Origin of the sequence: Delftia sp. DT-2 (genome assembly GCF_028401915.1) — a bacterium.
In the GTDB taxonomy this organism is placed as follows: Bacteria; Pseudomonadota; Gammaproteobacteria; order Burkholderiales; family Burkholderiaceae_C; genus Comamonas; species Comamonas tsuruhatensis.
Genome location: NZ_JAQOTI010000001.1, coordinates 101,161 through 117,770 on the forward strand (window position 1 = coordinate 101,161; position 16,610 = coordinate 117,770).

Sequence of the window (16,610 nt, forward strand, 5' to 3'; positions counted from 1 at the left end):
GCCGGGCTCGGGCGGTGCCATTGGCATGCGGAAGTAACAGGCGGCAGCAAAGGCATCACGAAGGCATTGCCAAGGTGCTGCCAGGGCATCACCGCCGCGCGCTGCGGCCTTCCGCGGGGGCGTGGTGGAAGACCGTGGCCTCCAGGCCCATGGCGCGTATCCTGGCCGCCGCCTGATCGGCGCTGCGCTGCTTGGCGAAGGGGCCCGAGCGCACGCGCACGATATCGCCCTTGTTGCTGTGCAGGGTCTGGCTGAGCGTGGGCAGCTTGGCTTTCTCCAGCCGCTCCACCACGCGCCCGGCATTGGCGGCTTCAGAGAACACGCCGATGTTGATGTAGTAGTTGCCCGGCTCCAGAGCCGCCGAGGCAGGCTTGGCAGGTGCCGGGGCCTTTGCGACGGGTTCGGCGGGCTTGGCGGGCTTGGCTGGTTTGGCTGGTTTGGTTTCAGCCGCCACCTTGGAGGGCTTGGCGGGCGCTGCCGTGGCTGCGTGCACGGACGCTGGCGCTGGCGCAGGTGCTTTGGCTGGCACCAACGCGGCCTTGACGGGAATGGCTGCAGCTGCAGTGGCCGCGACGGCTCCCGCAGCGCCGGCCGCTGCCACGACGGGCATGGGTTCGACCGTGCCGGATACGGTGCTGCCGGCAGCGGGCAAGGGCGCTTGCGGATCAGGGCGCGCCTCGGCCTGGGCGACTGGCTCTTGCGGCCGGGGCGTGGGTGCGGGAGTGGGGGCGGGTGTGGGCGCCGGTTCCGTCCTTGGCGTTTCAACGGCAGCTACGGCTGCGGCGGGCGTTGGCGCCACGGCTGGTGCAGCTGGCGAAACTGGTGCAGCGGCCGGTACGGCTTCGGACGGAATCACCTCGGTCTGTGCCGCCATGAAATGTGGCGTGCCCGACAGCGCCCAGATGCCTGCACCGGCAGCGGCGGCAAGCACCGCACCGGCCGCCACGGCCAGGCGCTTGCGCAGGGGCGTGGCCGCCCGGCGGGCCAGGCGTTCGTGCGCTGCGGCCATGTTGGGGGCCTCGCCAATGGCTTGCAGCGTGTGGCGGCGCACATGGTGCCAGTACAGGGCATTGGCGCCCAGGCCGGGAATGGCAATCGCCATCAGCACCAGCGTGGCATCGATGCCGTGGGCAATGGCCGGGGGCAGGCCCAGCGCGGGGCGCAGCAGCAGGCCCCAGACCAGGCCCGTGCCGCCGGCGGCCAGCGCGTAGAGGCCGCCCTCTTGCCACAGCCCGCGCAGCCCGCACCAGGGCAGGGTGAACAGGCCTGCGGCCAGGTTCCAGGTGGGCAGGGGCTTGCCCAGCGCGTCGAAGCGCTCGAACAGGCGCAGGTAGTAGTCGCGCGAGGGCTCGCCAATCAGGCTGGCGTACAGGCCGGGCATCAGGCCTGCGCCCTGGCCACCGGTGAAGCTGGTCGTGCCGGAATTCGTGCCGGAACTTGCGCCGGGGGCCGCCCTTTCGTCGGCGGCCGGGCTGTCATCGCCGTGCTGCAGCGCATAGGCTGCGGCGGCGAAGGCGCTGGCGATCGAGGGCGGCAGCTTGCTGGGGCTCTTGGCGGTGCCGGGCTCGGCAAAGGCGGGCTCCTGCCGTGCAGGGGCCGCCTGCCTTCCGAAGTCGATGGTGGCGGGAGGTGCTGAGAGGGCTTCTTCCGATGGGGCGGGCATGTCAGCAATTGTGTCATGCACTCGTGGCTGTCGGAATCACGACATTCGTGGCTATCGATCGGGCGAATCCATCGCGCCCGATCGATTGGAGGCTGCTGTCAGCCCTGGCGCGCGGGCAGCACCGTGGCGCGGCACTCGCCGAAGCCGATGCGCGCGGCGCCCGGCTTCTCGCACCAGCCGCGCAGGATCACGGCATCGCCATCCTGCAGGAAGGTGCGGCTCTCGCCATTGGCCAGCGCCACGGGCTTCTTGCCGCCTTCGGTCAGCTCCAGCAGAGCGCCGGCCTCGCTGGAGGTGGGGCCGGACAGCGTGCCCGTGCCCAGCAGGTCACCGGGCTGCAGGTCGCAGCCGTTGACGCTGTGGTGGGCCACCAACTGGGCCATGGTCCAGTAGGCGTGGCGGTAGCTGGTGTGGGTGATCTGCTGGGCGGCCTGGCCTTCGGCGCGCATGCGGCCGGTCTCCAGCGCCACGCTCAGCTGCACGTCGAACGCGCCGCGCTCGGAATTGGCGGGCGAGCTGAGGTAGGGCAGGGGCTGGGGATCTGCGGCGGGCCGCGTGAACGCCGTGCGATAGGGCTCCAGCGCCTCCAGCGTCACGATCCAGGGCGAGACCGTGGTGGCGAAGTTCTTCGACAGGAAGGGGCCCAGCGGCTGGTATTCCCAGGCCTGGATGTCGCGCGCCGACCAGTCGTTGAGCAGGCACAGGCCGAAGATGTGGTGTTCGGCCTCGTCCATGGAAATCGCCTCGCCCCAGGCGTTGCCGGCGCCGGTGTAGATGCCCATCTCCAGCTCGTAGTCCAGGCGTGCGCAGGGCTTGAGTGCGGGCGCGGCGGCGTCGGGCGCCTTCAGCTGGCCCATGGGGCGGCGGAAGTCCACGCCCGACACGCGCAGGCTGGAGGCGCGGCCGTGGTAGCCAATCGGCACCCACTTGTAGTTCTCCATCAGCGGGTTGTCCGGGCGGAACAGCTTGCCGACGTTGGTGGCGTGGTGCACCGAGGTATAGAAGTCCGTGTAGTCGCCGACCTGGGCCGGCACGGCGTACTCCACCTCGGCCTGGGGTAGCAGGCAATCCTTGAGGGCGTCCTGCGCGGCAGCACCTGCGCGCAGCGCGCGCGACAGCGCCAGGCGCAGGGCCGACCAGGCGGCCGGCCCCATGGCCATGAAGCCGTTCAGGCGCTGCTGCGAAGCGGCCTCCAGCTGCGGCTGCACGGCATCGCCCAGCGCCTTGAGGGCGCTTGCGCGCGCCAGGTCCAGCACCTGGTCGCCGATGGCCACGCCGCCGCGCCAGGCCTCCTGGCTGCCTGCGCGGCGGAACACCGCGTAGGGCAGGTTCTGGATGGGGAAGTCGCTGGCGCCGGTGTTGGCCGAGGCCACCCAGCTGCGCAGGCCTGCGTCATGGGTTTCGTTCAAGGACATCTGTCTCTCCTGGTTGGGTTTGTCTGTCGTTGGTATGAAAAGGGGTTTGGCGGGGCAGGGCGAGGCGTGGCGGGGTCAGGCGGCGGCAAAGCCGCCGTCCATGTTCCAGTGTGCGCCGCGCACCTGGGCGGCCTGCTCGCTGGCCAGGAAACCGGCCAGCGCCGCCACCTGCTCCACGGTCACGAAGGCCTGGGAGGGCTGCTTGGCGCCCAGCAGCTGGCGGGCCGCCGCGTCGGCATCCAGCCCCTCGCGCGCGGCCAGCGCATCGATCTGCCGTTGCACCAGCGGCGTCAGCACCCAGCCCGGGCAGATGGCGTTGCAGGTCACGGGCGTGGTCGCGAACTCCAGCGCCACCGACTTGGTCAGCCCGATCAGCCCGTGCTTGCTGGACACATAGGCCGGCTTGCGCGCCACGCCCACCAGCCCGCTGACCGAGGCGATATTGATGATGCGGCCCCAGCCGCGCTCCAGCATCTGCGGCGCGCATGCCTGGATGGCGTGGAAGGGGGCCGACAGGTTGACGGCCAGCAGCTCGTCCCACTTGCCGGCCGGGAATTCGAGCAGCGGGCTCACATGCTGCATGCCTGCGTTGTTGACCAGGATGTCGATGGCGCCCATCTCGGCCGCAATGCGCTGCGCCAGCGGGGCGATGGCGCTGCCGTCGCGCAGGTCCAGCCCGTAGTGGCGCACCGGCACGCCATGCGTTTGGGCGATCTCGCGCACCAGCGCATCGGTCTCGGCAGAAGCGGCGGCCTGGCCATGCAGCGCGATGGCCGCGCCCTCGCTGGCCAGATGGCGCGCCACGGCCAGGCCGATGCCGCTGGTCGAGCCGGTGATCCAGGCCACGCGGCCCGCATGCGGGCGGCTGGCCGGGGCGGAGGGGGTGGGGTTCATTTCAGAAGATCCATTTCCATATGCACGTACTCGCTGAGAAAGCGGACCCGCGCCCAGTAGATCAGCAGCCCGTCGGCATTGCAGGCCCAGCGCAGCGCCTGCATCAGCGGCGTGCCCAGGGCCACGCCCAGGTGCTCGGCGGCCAGTTCGTCGGCCGGCGCCACGCTCAGGTGCTGGCGCGCCACGGCAATGCGCGAGGGGTCGCTGCTCAGGGCCACGGCCAGGGAGCTGCGCTGCAGCTGGGCCTCGATCTCGGGGAACAGTTCCTGCTCCAGGTACAGCTGCGACAGGCAAAACCGCGCCGCGTCATGGTCGTACACGCGCAGCAGGTGCACGTAGGCGGGGGCCATGCGGCCCACGTCGGGGAAGCCTTCGGGAATCGGCGGCAGGCAGTCCCGCCCGGTGTGCAGGGTGATCTGGCCGATGTGGGCGCCAAAGGCCACCAGCTCCTTCCAGCTGGTGGGCAACAGAAAGGACGGCGGCTTGTAGGGCGCCGCAATCACCCGCGTGCCGCCGCGCTTGCGCGTGAGCAGCAGGCCCTCTGCCACCAGGGCGCCCAGCGCCATGCGCACCGTGGTGCGCGACACGCCATGCAGCGCCTGCAGCTCCTGCACCGTGGGAATGGCGCTGCCTACGGGCCAGGCGCCCGTGGACACCTTGCTGCGGAACAGCCGCGCCAGCTGCAGGTGCAGCTTGTCCCGGCCTTGTTGAGGGGCCGACGCGGTGGAGTTGGAGGGCATGAAGGCAATAAAGTATCTATTCAGTGCTTTTATTTTTGCACAAAGCAATAGCCCTGACAGCCTGCACTGACGCCCGTCGTTGACAAATGTCTTCAATTGGACAGGCCGAATGACTTTTAAACTGCGGCCCTTTTTCCGTTTTTCGAACGTTGGCCAGAGCGGCCGTTGGGTATTTCATGCAGCAGCAACATGCTTGGGAGTTTTTTCGCGCCGGTGGAGTGGACCAGGTGGTCATCCGCACCGGGCAGGACATTGCGCACATCGGCGAGCTGGACCAGAAGCTGTGGGTGGCCCTGGCCTGCCCCACGCGCGGCATCGAGTTCGACAGCGACACGCTGGACCTGATCGACGAAGACAAGGACGGCCGCATCCGCCCGCCCGAACTGATCGCCGCCTGCCAATGGGCCGTGGCGCGCGTGCGTGACCCCCAGGTGCTGGCCGATGGCGGCGACGTCCTGCAACTGTCCAGCCTGGAGCGCAACAGCGAGCAGGGCGCCCTGCTGCATGCCGAGGCCGAGCGCATGCTGGCCCTGTCCGGTCAGGCCGGCGGCTCCGCGCTGAGCCTGGCCCAGGTGCGCGAGCGCCTGGCCTCCCTGGCGGCCATGCGCTTCAATGGCGACGGCATCGTCAGCCCCGCCACCGCCGGGGACGACAAGGCGCTGGCCGCGCTGGTCGAGCGCATCGGCAAGGCCTACGGCACGGCGGCGGGCGCCGATGGCGTGGCCGGCATCGCACGCAAGCAGGCCGAGTCCTTCTATGCCGACCTGCGTTCCCTGCGCGACTGGCATGCAGGCGCCGAGGCCCTGGGCTGCGGCATTGCCGAGCGCGACCAGGCCCTGGCCGCGGCCCGCGCCGTGGACGCGGTGCAGGCCAAGGTGGACGACTTCTTCGCACGCACGCGGCTGGCCGCCTTCGACACGCGCGCGCAGGACCCGCTCAACCCCTCCATCGAAGGCTATGCGGCCCTGGGACGCGAAGTGCTGGACAGCGGCGCCCAGGCCATTGCCGCGCTGCCGCTGGCCGCCGTGGCGGCCGACCGCGCGCTGCCGCTGGCCCAGGGCGTCAACCCCGCCTGGGCCGGTGCGCTGCAGGCCCTGCGCGAGCAGGCCGTGCAGCCCGTGCTGGGCGAAGACCTGCAGGAGATCACCGCCGCGCAGTGGGAACAGGTCAAGGCCGCGCTGCAGCCCTGCCGCCAATGGCTGGCGGCCCGGCCCGCCACGCCGCTCGATGCCCTGTCGCAACAGGAGGTGCAGGCACTGCTGGACGGCGGGCAGGAAGCCGCGCTGCTGGACCTCATCGCCCAGGACGAGTCCGAGAAGGAACACAGCCTGCAGGCCGTGGCGCTGGAAAAGCTCATCCGCCTGCAGCGCGACCTGCTGGCGCTGCTCAACAACTTCGTCTCGTTCAGCAGCTTCTACCGGCGCGAGGGCGCGGCCTTCCAGGCCGGCACGCTCTACCTGGATGCGCGCAGCTGCGACCTGACCGTGGAAGTGAGCGACACGGCTGCCCATGCCGCGCTGGCCGGCCGCGCCAAGACCTGCCTGGCCTACTGCGAGCTCCGGCGCGAGGGCAAGAAGAAAGCCATCGTCGCGGCCTTCACGGCCGGCGATGTGGACTTTCTCTTCGTGGGCCGCAACGGCGTGTTCTATGACCGCGCAGGCAACGACTGGGACGCCACCATCGTCAAGCTCATCGAGAACCCCACCAGCATCGGCCAGGCCTTCTTCCTGCCCTACAAGAAATTCCTGCGCATGGTGGAGGAACAGGTGGCCAAGCGCGCCTCGGCCAAGGAAGAAGGCGTGACCGCCAGCCTGGGCACTCAGGCCGGCCAGCTGGTCACGGCGCCCGGCACCGCAGCGGCCAGCGCCGCCACGGCCACGGCGGCCGCCGCCCCGCGCAAGACCGATGTGGGCACCGTGGCCGCCCTGGGCGTGGCCCTGGGCTCCATCAGCGCCGTGCTGGTGGGCATCTTCGGCAAGTTCATCGACCTGGGGCCCTGGATTCCCGTGGCCCTGGTCGGCCTCATTGCCGCCATCTCCGGGCCCAGCATGATGATTGCCTGGCTCAAGCTGCGCCAGCGCAGCCTGGGTCCCATCCTGGACGCCAGCGGCTGGGCCATCAACGGCCGCATGCGCATCAACCTGCCGCTGGGCCGCAGCCTGTCGCAGACCGCCAAGGTGCCGGTGGGCGCGCGGCGCACGGTGGGCGATCCCTATGCGGAAGGCAATGGCCTGCGCAACACCCTGGTGGCGCTGGCCGTGGTGGCCTTGCTGGCACTGATGGCCTGGCGCCTGCACTGGATCGATGGCCTGCTGCCCGCCGGCTGGCAGTATGGCGCGGCACCGGCCGCTGTGCCGGCTGCGCCAGAGTCCGCACCTGCGCCTGCGCCAGCAGCGGCACCGGCACCTGCAGCGGCAGCTCAGTAAGTCGATGCCAAGGGGCGGGCAAGCCACTTGCCCCGCCCCGGTCGGGAAACCTCAAGGCGCGACAATAGCGCCATGACCACCCCCACCCACGTACAACGCAGTGCCGTGCCCCTGAGCACGCACGACACCACCCGCATCGACGACCTGCGCATCAAGGCCGTGCGCCCCCTGATCACCCCGGCCCTGCTGCAGGAATGGCTGCCCGCGCCCGAAGCCGCGCAGCAACTGGTGGAAACCAGCCGCTCCGCCATCTCCGGCGTGCTGCAGGGCCGGGACGACCGGCTCATCGTCGTCGTCGGACCCTGCTCCATCCACGACCACGACCAGGCCATGGACTATGCGCGCCAGCTCAAGGCCCAGGCCGACGCCCTGGCCGGCGAGCTGCTCGTGGTCATGCGCGTCTACTTCGAGAAGCCCCGCACCACCGTGGGCTGGAAGGGATACATCAACGACCCGCACCTGGACGGCAGCTTCGCCATCAACGAAGGCCTGGAAATGGCCCGCGCCCTGCTGCTGGATGTGCTGGCCCTGGGCCTGCCCGTGGGCACGGAATTCCTGGACCTTCTGTCGCCGCAATTCATCAGCGACCTGGTCAGCTGGGGCGCCATCGGCGCGCGCACCACGGAAAGCCAGAGCCACCGCCAGCTGGCCAGTGGCCTGTCCTGCCCTGTGGGCTTCAAGAACGGCACGGACGGCGGCGTCAAGGTGGCCAGCGACGCCATCCAGGCGGCCAGCGCGCCCCACGCCTTCATGGGCATGACCAAGATGGGCCAGTCCGCCATCTTCGAGACCCGCGGCAATGGCGACTGCCACGTCATCCTGCGCGGCGGCAAGCAGCCCAACTACGGCGCCGAGCATGTGCAGGCCGCCTGCGCCCTGCTGGAAGGTGCGGGCCTGCGCCCGCAGGTCATGATCGATGTCTCCCACGCCAACAGCAGCAAGCAGCACCGCCGCCAGATCGACGTGGCGGCCGACGTGGCCCAGCAGATCGCCGGTGGCGATGCCCGCATCACGGGGCTGATGATCGAAAGCCACCTGCAGGAAGGGCGGCAGGACATCGTGGACGGCCAGCCGCTGGCGCATGGCGTGTCCGTGACCGATGCCTGCATCAGCCTGGAGCAGACCGTGCCTGTGCTGCAGCAGCTGGCTGCGGCGGTGAAGGCGCGGCGGGCGAAGCTGCGGGGGTGAGTTGACTGGCCGGGTCTGTTTTGGGCCCGCGTCAGGCAATGGGGCAGTCCTGTCCTTCGGCAGGACTGCAATGCTGCAACCGCTACAGCGCAGTGGCGTGCATACAGGTCGCCGATGTAAAGACAGGGTCGGCAGACTGCGAGATCTCATTCAGATGCTGGGGCAGAGCATGCCCGCATCACGCTTTTCAGACCAGTCCGATTGCGTCATGCATTTTCGCATTGAATGATTGATTTTTATATCGGCTCAAGAGATTTTCTATTGTTGCATCCAGTGTATCTCAAGGATTGCGCCGATATGTTTGTCCATATTCCGCAGTGACAGGGATGGCGGGCAATGAATAATGAATGGCAGCTTCAATGTAACCCAGGATCTTCATTTCAAAGAATTCGGGTCATATATCATGGGTTTTGATTCTGCGGAGGAGGGATAGGTATGAGGCCTGGTGATGCAAAGCGGGTATTTGACCTCGCAGTTGGGCGCTCCGCACCACCGCTTGCCTCCATGGTCACCATTTTTGCCATTAGTTTCCATAGCCCTACTCTTGTTGCCCAATTCAGCATCGCCCTTTCCTTTGCTTCACTTTTATTTGTATTGCCGGCGAGTATTGGCGCCATCTTCTTTTCGGAAATGGCTGCCAGCAAAGATAAGGAGCAATCGGATTCACTCATCAGTTTGCTATTCTGGTTGGTCCTCTTGTACACCGGGGTTTGTTTTATTCTGGTGTATTGGCTTCCTGTTATCTCGAAAACCCTGATATCCGGTTTGCCAGAGGAACTGTTGGATGGGGCCGTATCGCAGGCAAGATTGATAATTCTGTGTATTCCATTCTTCGGAATCATCAATGTATGTAGCTGCGTTCTTGAGTCAAGATCACATACTGCCATCGTTGCAAAATTCAGAATGTGGCAGGTTTTTTTCCATGCAGCCTGTGTGATTGTTGTGATGGTGCTGCTTGGGAGGAACGAGTGGATGAGTGATGACTCGGTCGCTCTTGCCTATCTGTTCAGTGACATCATTTTTTCCATTGCCGCATATGCTTTGATGCGGAAATACTGTCAATTCGGTTTTTCATTCAATTTTCGTGGATTGCCAGGCAGAAGAATATTTGCCGTTTTGATTCCTGGTTATGCCAATTCTTTCTTTGGAAAATATCTGCTTTATATATTGTCAATGTCTGTTGCAGGGCTGGGTGCAATGTATTCTGCAATTCAATCCCAAGCTTCTGCCATATTGCTGTTGGCAGAACTGCCTGCCATAGGAGTCTGTGCTCTTCTGGCGATGGAGATATCAAAAAATCGTGGAAGATGGGCAGTGCAATTTCAGTTCATCAAAGATTCTTCTTCATTGATGATTTATTGTGCCATTATTCCGGCTGTTGCATTGATTGTATTCATGCTGTTCTATGAAATATCGAAGGCCAATGGTTATCAAATTGTCGGGGAGGGGTTCCTTTCCTTGGTGTGCAAAGGAATTACGGATGTGGGGTTTTTCTATGCGGCAGCAATTTCTGGCGGGCTAGGCCTTTATTGGTCGTCAAGAATCATTTTTGGGTTGTTTACGCATTGGTGTTTTTTGCCCCGATGTCATTGGGATTTCATGGCTCCAGTTATTCCATGATCAATTATGTTTTCTCATTTTCTTCTCTCCTGTCCTGTGCGCTGTTGGTCCTGCTTATCCGCAACAGGCGAGATTCCCTATCCGAAGAGAAGATTGGCTTGAAGCAGAGCCTGTAGCAGTGGTGGCCCTTGGCGAGGTGATCTGTCCTTCGGCAACCCCGCAACCGCCACGATGCAGGCGCTGACATACGGGGTGGGGAGGCGGGGGAACGTTCTCAGGCCCGCACGGGCCTGGGCTCCAGATTGCGCGCCGTGCCCAGCCAGGTCGCGCAATGCGTTTCATGACCATCCTCGGCCACCGCATACAGGTCGGCTGCGCAGATGCTGAGCACGCGGCCGGCATCCACCACGCGGCCGCGCGCCCGCAGGTGGGTGCCGCGTGCGGGGGCGAAGAGCTTCACGCTGCCGTCCACCGTGGCATTGGCCCAGCCGGCAGGCAGCAGTGAACCTGCGGCCGACACCGCCGCAAAGTCGCCCAGTGCAAAGACCGCCGTGGCCTGCAACTGGCCCGGCTGAAAGCACAGGGCATCGGCAATGGGCATCTCCAGCTCGGTGGCTCCGGGCTCGGCACGCACGAAGCGCAGGCCCAGGGTGCGCGCCATGGGCATGGCCAGCACGGCGTTCTGCAGCGCCTGGGTGGATGGGGTGGGGTGGGTGGTCGGCTCAGTCATGGCCTGTCTCCTTCGTGGTGGGTGAAGCGGCACGGCGCACGCGCGGCCAGGGCGCGGCGGGTTTGTCGGGTGCGTTGGATGGGGCCGGTGCCGTCTGCGCCAGATCCCGCTCGGCCTGGCGGGCGCGCAGCCACTGCACATGGTCCAGGGCCTGGGCGCGCTGGGCCTGCAGCGCAGCGATCTGTTCGTCTATCTCCTGCACGCGCTGCTGCACGGCATCGGCCAGGTCACCGGGGCCTATGCGCCCCGCACGCCAGGCGCGCAGGTTCTCCGCAATGCGCGGCAGCCCGAACCCCAGCGCGCGGGACATGGCGATGAACACCACCTCGCGCCGGGCCGAGCGCGGATAGTCGCGGTAGCCATTGGGCAGGCGCCGGGGCTTGAGCAGGCCCGCGCGCTCGTAGTGCCGCAGCGCGTGGATGGAGACGCCCGTGAGCCGGGCGAGTTCGGAGATCAGCATGTGCCAAGGCTAGCAAGGCTCGTGCTGGGCTAGGGTTGGGAAGGGGACAGGTTTTTTCTATCGCTGTCTCTTGCCAGTCGTCTTCAAGCCGGCTGCGCGGCAGGCCTCATCACGCGCGCCGTGAACCGGGCCATGAACTCGCGCGTGACAATGCGCCCGCCCAGGGCCGTCAGGTAGTTGGCGCAGCCGTGCACCACCGAGGCGCGGTTGTCGTCGAAGGCTTTCAGCCCCAGGCGAACCACGTCTTCGCTGGAAGCTTTTTTCCCGAAGGATGCGGCCTCGCCGGCGCGGGCGAAGAACGCCGTGTCGGTAGCGCCCGGGCACAACGCCAGCACGCGCACGCCGCGCGGCCGGTACTCGGCCCAGAGCGCTTCGCTGAACGAAAGGACGAAGGCCTTGGTCGCGGCGTAGACCGCCATGTACGGGACCGGCTGAAACGCTGCCGTGGAGGCGATGTTGATGACGCCGCCCTGGCGCTGCTCCAGTGCGGGGAGACACAGGTGCGTCAATTCCACCAGGGCGCCCACATTCAGATCGATGGCCTCCCGCTGCATGGCCAGCGCCAGTTCATCAAACCTGCCGTGGGTGCCGAAGCCGGCGTTGTTCACCAGCAGGTCCGGCAGCAGGCCCCTGGCGCTGACGGCCTCGAAGACCCGCCGGGCCGCCCCGGGTGCGGCCAGGTCCTCCACCAGGAATTCGGCGCCGGGCAATTCGCTGGCGAGCTTCTCGAGCCTGTCGCGGCTGCGCGCGATCAGCACGACTTTGGCGCCACGGCGGGCAAGCTCCCTGGCGAATACTTCACCGATGCCCATGGAGGCGCCGGTCACCAGGACGGTTTTCTGGGAGAAATCAAAAGGGGTTTTCATGCACTCGAGTATTGCGACGGGGGGCCCGCCTGGGAATGGGCAGCGCTGGTAAGCTGATTTGCATTCATGAAAAACCAACCGCCCACCACCTGGGATGACCTGCGCGTGCTCCTGGCGCTTCACCGCCACCAAAGCCTGCTGGCCGCAGGCGCTGCCCTCGGCCTGTCCACCTCCACCGTCGCGCGGCGCATCGAGGCGCTGGAGCAATCCCTGGGCCGCGCCCTGGTACACCGCAGCAGCGCAGGGACGACGGTCGAGCCCGATGCGATGGAACTGGTGGAGCTGGCCGAGCAATTCGAGCTGGGACTGGGCGGCATCAAGCGCGACGACCGGCCCGCTGAGAAGGCCCATGCGCTGACCGGCACCATCCGCGTCAGCATGGGCGAAGGCTTCGTGAAGCCGGTGACCGCCGTGCTCTCGCAGTTGAGAAGCGCGCACCCCGGGCTGCATATCGAAGTGGCCGTGGAGTCGCGCTTCACGGATGTCGGGCGGCGCGAAGTGGACGTCGCGCTCCGGGTCGGGCGCTCCAGCTCGGCCGTGGTGGTGGAGAAATGGGCGGGGCAACTGACGTTTGGCCTGTACGCCTCGCACGGCTATGTCGAGCAGCGCCTGCCGGGTCGCCGCCTGCGCGTGCAGGACTTCGCCAGCCACGATTTCGTGGGACAGGACCTGGCCACCGGCCGGCAGGACGCCTCCAACCTGTGGCTGGCCAGCCGGGGCGCCACCCGGTTCGTCTTTCGATCCGCCTCCGACCTGGCCCGCCAGGAGGCCACGGAGCAAGGCCAGGGCATCTGCCTGCTGCCCGACGCCATGGCCCATGCCGTGCCCGGCCTGGTGCGGCTGGAGGTGGATGCGCCACTGCCGTCCTGCCCGGTGTACCTGGCCTATCACCGCGACCGCCGCAACGTGCCGGGCGTGCGGGCAGTGATCGACGCGCTGGGCGCGGCGCTGGCCGAAGGGCTGCAGCCGCCCGCAGAAAAAGCCGAAGCGGCCAACCCTGCCGCGCAGTCATGACAGGCCCGGTCTTTCCAGACCGTTCAAGGCGGGGGCGCGGACGACGGACCCGGTGAGCAGCCAGGACCATCGTTGGCCGTCGATCCCAACAAAACAAGAATGGGCAGTGGCTGGCGCGAAACGACCCGTTGTGGTCGTTCGTGCCTCGGCGCCTGCAACCGCTCAATCCTTGAGCAAGCGCGCCTTCACCGTTCTCCCCTTGATCTTTCCGCTATTGAGCCGGGCAACCACGTCATGCGCAATCTTGCGGTCCACGGCCACATAGGTTGCGAACTCGTTGATGTCGATCTTGCCCACTTGCTCGCGGGTGTAGCCCAGGTCTGCGGTGAGCGCGCCCAGCACATCGCCCGGGCGGATCTTGTCCTTGCGGCTGGCATTGATGTGGATGGTGGCCTTGGATGGCAGGAGCCGGCCGCCGGGAGTCGGCGTGAGCTCGTCCAGCGGGTACCAGACGGATGGGCTGCCCTGCATCTGCTCGATGTTTCCGACCGCGCCCATTTCGTCCATCGTCGCAAGACTCAGGGCCAGGCCTTTCTGGCCGGCGCGGCCTGTGCGGCCGATGCGGTGCACGTGCACTTCAGGGTCGGGCGTGATGTCTACGTTGATGACGGCGCCCAGGTTGGTCACATCCAGCCCGCGAGCCGCCACATCGGTGGCGACCAGCACGGAGCAACTGCCGTTCACGAAGCGCACCAGCACCTGGTCACGGTCACGCTGCTCCAGATCGCCGTGCAGCTCCAGCGCGCTGTAGCCCTGGGCCTGCAGCAGCTCGGCAAGGGCCCGGCAGCGCGCCTTGGTATTGCAGAAGGCCAGCGTGCTCTCGGGCCGGAAATGCTCCAGCAGGCGAGCCACCGCAGGCAGCCGCTCTTCCTTGTCCACCTCGTACCAGCGCTGCTCGATCTGCTCGCCGCTGTGCTGCGCGGCGACCTTGACCGTGACCGGGTCACGCATGAATCGCGCGGCCAGCTTGGCGATGCCTTCAGGGTAGGTTGCGGAGAACAGCAAGGTCTGGCGCTGCGGGGGGCACTGCTTGGCGACCTTGGCGATGTCATCGACGAAACCCATGTCGAGCATGCGATCCGCTTCGTCAAGCACCAAGGTGTTCAGCGAATCAAGGTTCAGATTGCCCCGGTCCAGGTGATCGATCACACGGCCGGGCGTGCCCACGATCACGTGCGCGCCGTTCTCAAGGCTCGCGTTCTGGCCGCGCAGCGGAACGCCGCCGGACAGGGTCACCACCTTGACGTTGTCTTCCGCACGCGCCAGGCGGCGAATCTCGGTCGTCACCTGATCGGCCAGCTCGCGGGTGGGGCAGAGCACCAGGCCTTGCACCGAGAAATTGCGCGTATCCAGCTTGGCCAGCAGCGCCAGGGCAAAGGCTGCGGTCTTGCCGCTGCCGGTCTTCGCCTGGGCGATCACATCCTTGCCTTCAAGCGCAGGGGGCAGGCTGGCGAGCTGAATCGCCGTCATTTCAAGGTAGCCGAGCCGCTCAAGATTGGCGAGCGTCGCAGGCGAAAGCGCAAGTTTGTCGAAGGAATGGGGGGAAGCCGAGGGTGCAGTCATGGCGGCATTTTAGTTTTGGCGCTCTCAGGACCGGGGCGCGGCACGCTGGTCACTGAGAAAGAACAGGGGCTTGCTGGGCCATTGCCGGCATGTGCGAGAAGAAGGGAAGCTGGGTGTTGACGGCATGGATGGCAAGAGGTCTGCCGTGGGGCTAACAGATAGCAACCAGCCTGAAGCTGCCGGCCAGCAGTCGGCTGGCGACCCATTGCGGTCTTCGAAGCAAATTCAAAAGCGGTCGTCCAGAGCACCCCAGTTTCGAAGACCTGCGGCCGCATCGGCGTAACTCAATGCAAGCCTGAAGGCTCTTGCAAACGTTGGCTGGCGAGCGGTCGGCTGGCCTACTATCGGCCGCGCTTCTCCAAAATCGCGATGAGTTCTGCGTCGACCTCGTCCGGCACTTGGTTCTGTCGATGGCGAAGTCGTTCAACCACCGTGCCGGTCGGGGGATGGCTGTCCCACGCCTCGCGGCCCCAGTCGCCCCGCAGCAAGATGTCCCAGTAGATCTCGCCTTTCGTGCTATCCACCAGATCGCCTGCGTCATCGGGGGCTGCGCCGTAGCTCAGCAGCAGCGCCGCCAGCGGTAGGCAGATCGGGCGCATCTCGCTGCCGCGACCGCACAGCAGCAGCGCGACGGCACCGAGCAGCGAGCCGCGCCAGTACAGACGCTTGTAGCGGAAGTCAGCGTCAATGCCGCTGCCCGTCAATTTGTGCAAGCACAGGCGCACAGGCATGTTGGCGTCTAACCCCTGGGCAAGCAGCCCGGCCAAGAAATCCAAGATCAACTGACCATCGCGCGCCGGGACGAAGTGTCGGTCGCCGTTCAGTGGGACGTCGGCCATGAGCGCCCGCTCCTTGGCGTCGAAAATGCCAACTAACACCTCGCGCTGAAACGCATCGGGCTCCATCCAGAACGCGGCGCTGGCACCGTTGGTGAGCAACTCATTGGCCAGGGTCAGCGGCTGGCAACCCATCGTCGGGTGGCGCATGACGTTACGCAGCAGGGAGGTGGGGCGGTCATCCCACAGCGGGGTGTCCAGATTCACCCCCGCGGCGACCAGCTCGGCAACGGTTCCTGCGTCGCGCTCCTGCCAGTACAGGCGCTCCAGGCGGCGCTGATCGCTCATGGCCGGCGGCGCAACGGAGCGCGCGCCCAGTGTCTCCAGCACGGCCAGCACGTCCAGCCGGTCCTTAAAGAAACTCACACTGTTGAAGAGAAGGCTGCCCCTCACCTGCTCCGGGTGCAGGGCCCAGCGGATCTGCGCGTTGACGTCCACGCCCTCGCGAGAGGCCAGCAAGGCCAGCAGTTCGGGATGTTCGCAGAGCGCGCGCAGCACACACTCCGAGCGCCACAGCGCCACGGGGTCGGCCTGTGGCGCCTGCACGAGCGTGCGCAGCAGTGCCGTAGTGTTCTTGCCGCCGTAGCTCTGCACAACCTCTGCGACCTCGTCGACCCAGGCCAGGCAGGCGATTAGGTCGACGTTCGCGTCCAGCAGCGCCGACACCGCCTTGCCTAGCCGGGCCTTGGCCGCATGCACCAGAAGCGGCGTGCCATCGACCACGGCATTCTTCGGTGCGCCGGCCTTGATGGCCTTGGCGAAGGCAGCCTCCTTGCCGTCCAGCAACAGCTCCAGCAGCGCCTCCTCCTCAGTCAGCATCGGCGCCGGGAAGGCCTTGGCAGCAACCTTTTTGCCGCCTTGGTAATGCAGCGTTCGCGTTTCGCCGACCTGCCCGTACCAGATGCGCACTCGGATGTGCGTCGCGCCGGCGTCGTGCAGTGCCTGGATGTGCGCCTTCTCCAATTCGTCGCCGGATGAGCTTTCAATCACGAAGCGCAGCGTCTCGCCCCGCAGTGACGTACTGGTCACGAAGGGCTTCTCCCAGTCGTCGAAGCAAACTTGCAGCGGCGCGGGCCACTGGTCGGCGAACTGGCCGACTGCGGTCTGGAGGTGACCGTGCAGCGCGGAGAGCATAAGGGCATCAGCGCCGATGCAGGTAAAGGTCAGGATGTTGGAAGACATGAGGGGGGTGTAGAAAGGCGAGAAGGCGTCTGAGGAGCCATTGTGTCCAAGCTCGGTGCCCGTTAGCTTGACA

At 66.4% G+C, this 16,610-nt stretch carries 13 protein-coding genes; 4 read left to right on the forward strand and 9 right to left on the reverse strand.

Annotated features, from left to right (window positions below; genetic code table 11):
- Positions 1-88 precede the first annotated feature (88 nt).
- The 4 genes from PO605_RS00500 to PO605_RS00515 form a co-directional block, all read right to left on the reverse strand.
- On the reverse strand, positions 89-1,663 hold the full coding sequence (locus PO605_RS00500; RefSeq protein ID WP_272205761.1) for an SPOR domain-containing protein: 1,575 nt from the start codon (positions 1,661-1,663) through the stop codon (positions 89-91).
- Positions 1,664-1,761: 98 nt separating this feature from the next.
- Complete coding sequence (fahA, locus tag PO605_RS00505) at positions 1,762-3,078, reverse strand: fumarylacetoacetase (protein WP_047468462.1); 1,317 nt, start codon at positions 3,076-3,078, stop codon at positions 1,762-1,764.
- Between the two features lie 75 nt (positions 3,079-3,153).
- Positions 3,154-3,972 (reverse strand): 3-hydroxybutyrate dehydrogenase, encoded by an 819-nt coding sequence (locus tag PO605_RS00510; protein ID WP_272205762.1) that lies wholly within the window; start codon positions 3,970-3,972, stop codon positions 3,154-3,156.
- A complete protein-coding gene (locus PO605_RS00515) occupies positions 3,969-4,712 on the reverse strand; it encodes a GntR family transcriptional regulator (RefSeq protein WP_016450321.1) in 744 nt (247 codons plus the stop codon). Before PO605_RS00515 ends, PO605_RS00510 begins: the two co-directional genes overlap by 4 nt.
- Positions 4,713-4,888: 176 nt before the next feature.
- Here PO605_RS00515 and PO605_RS00520 point away from each other — a divergent pair, with 176 nt between their 5' ends.
- From PO605_RS00520 to PO605_RS00530, 3 genes are all read left to right on the forward strand, one after another.
- Complete coding sequence (locus PO605_RS00520) at positions 4,889-7,138, forward strand: hypothetical protein (protein WP_272205763.1); 2,250 nt, start codon at positions 4,889-4,891, stop codon at positions 7,136-7,138.
- A gap of 72 nt (positions 7,139-7,210) precedes the next feature.
- Positions 7,211-8,326, forward strand: a complete 1,116-nt coding sequence (locus tag PO605_RS00525) for a 3-deoxy-7-phosphoheptulonate synthase (RefSeq protein ID WP_047471212.1) — start codon at positions 7,211-7,213, stop codon at positions 8,324-8,326.
- Positions 8,327-8,761: 435 nt separating this feature from the next.
- Positions 8,762-9,946 (forward strand): MATE family efflux transporter, encoded by a 1,185-nt coding sequence (locus tag PO605_RS00530; protein ID WP_272205764.1) that lies wholly within the window; start codon positions 8,762-8,764, stop codon positions 9,944-9,946.
- A gap of 214 nt (positions 9,947-10,160) precedes the next feature.
- On the opposite strand, the gene PO605_RS00535 is transcribed toward PO605_RS00530, so the two are convergent.
- The 3 genes from PO605_RS00535 to PO605_RS00545 form a co-directional block, all read right to left on the reverse strand.
- Positions 10,161-10,616, reverse strand: coding sequence for a PaaI family thioesterase (locus PO605_RS00535; RefSeq protein WP_047471208.1), 456 nt, complete (start codon positions 10,614-10,616; stop codon positions 10,161-10,163).
- The gene (locus PO605_RS00540) at positions 10,609-11,076 is read right to left on the reverse strand and encodes a MerR family DNA-binding transcriptional regulator (protein WP_016454514.1); all 468 of its coding nucleotides are present in this window, start codon (positions 11,074-11,076) and stop codon (positions 10,609-10,611) included. Before PO605_RS00540 ends, PO605_RS00535 begins: the two co-directional genes overlap by 8 nt.
- Positions 11,077-11,159: 83 nt before the next feature.
- The gene (locus PO605_RS00545) at positions 11,160-11,942 is read right to left on the reverse strand and encodes an SDR family NAD(P)-dependent oxidoreductase (RefSeq protein ID WP_047471206.1); all 783 of its coding nucleotides are present in this window, start codon (positions 11,940-11,942) and stop codon (positions 11,160-11,162) included.
- A gap of 66 nt (positions 11,943-12,008) precedes the next feature.
- On the opposite strand from PO605_RS00545, the gene PO605_RS00550 reads away from it, so the two are divergent.
- A complete protein-coding gene (locus tag PO605_RS00550) occupies positions 12,009-12,956 on the forward strand; it encodes a LysR family transcriptional regulator (protein ID WP_272205765.1) in 948 nt (315 codons plus the stop codon).
- 162 nt (positions 12,957-13,118) lie between these two features.
- Here the strand turns inward: PO605_RS00550 and dbpA are convergent, their stop codons facing one another.
- Together dbpA and PO605_RS00560 are read right to left on the reverse strand one after the other, a co-directional pair.
- On the reverse strand, positions 13,119-14,519 hold the full coding sequence (dbpA, locus tag PO605_RS00555; RefSeq protein ID WP_016454517.1) for an ATP-dependent RNA helicase DbpA: 1,401 nt from the start codon (positions 14,517-14,519) through the stop codon (positions 13,119-13,121).
- 341 nt (positions 14,520-14,860) lie between these two features.
- Positions 14,861-16,537 carry a hypothetical protein gene (locus tag PO605_RS00560; protein WP_047471201.1) on the reverse strand — a complete coding sequence of 559 codons (1,677 nt, stop codon included), beginning with the start codon at positions 16,535-16,537 and terminating at the stop codon, positions 14,861-14,863.
- Between the last annotated feature and the right edge of the window lie 73 nt (positions 16,538-16,610).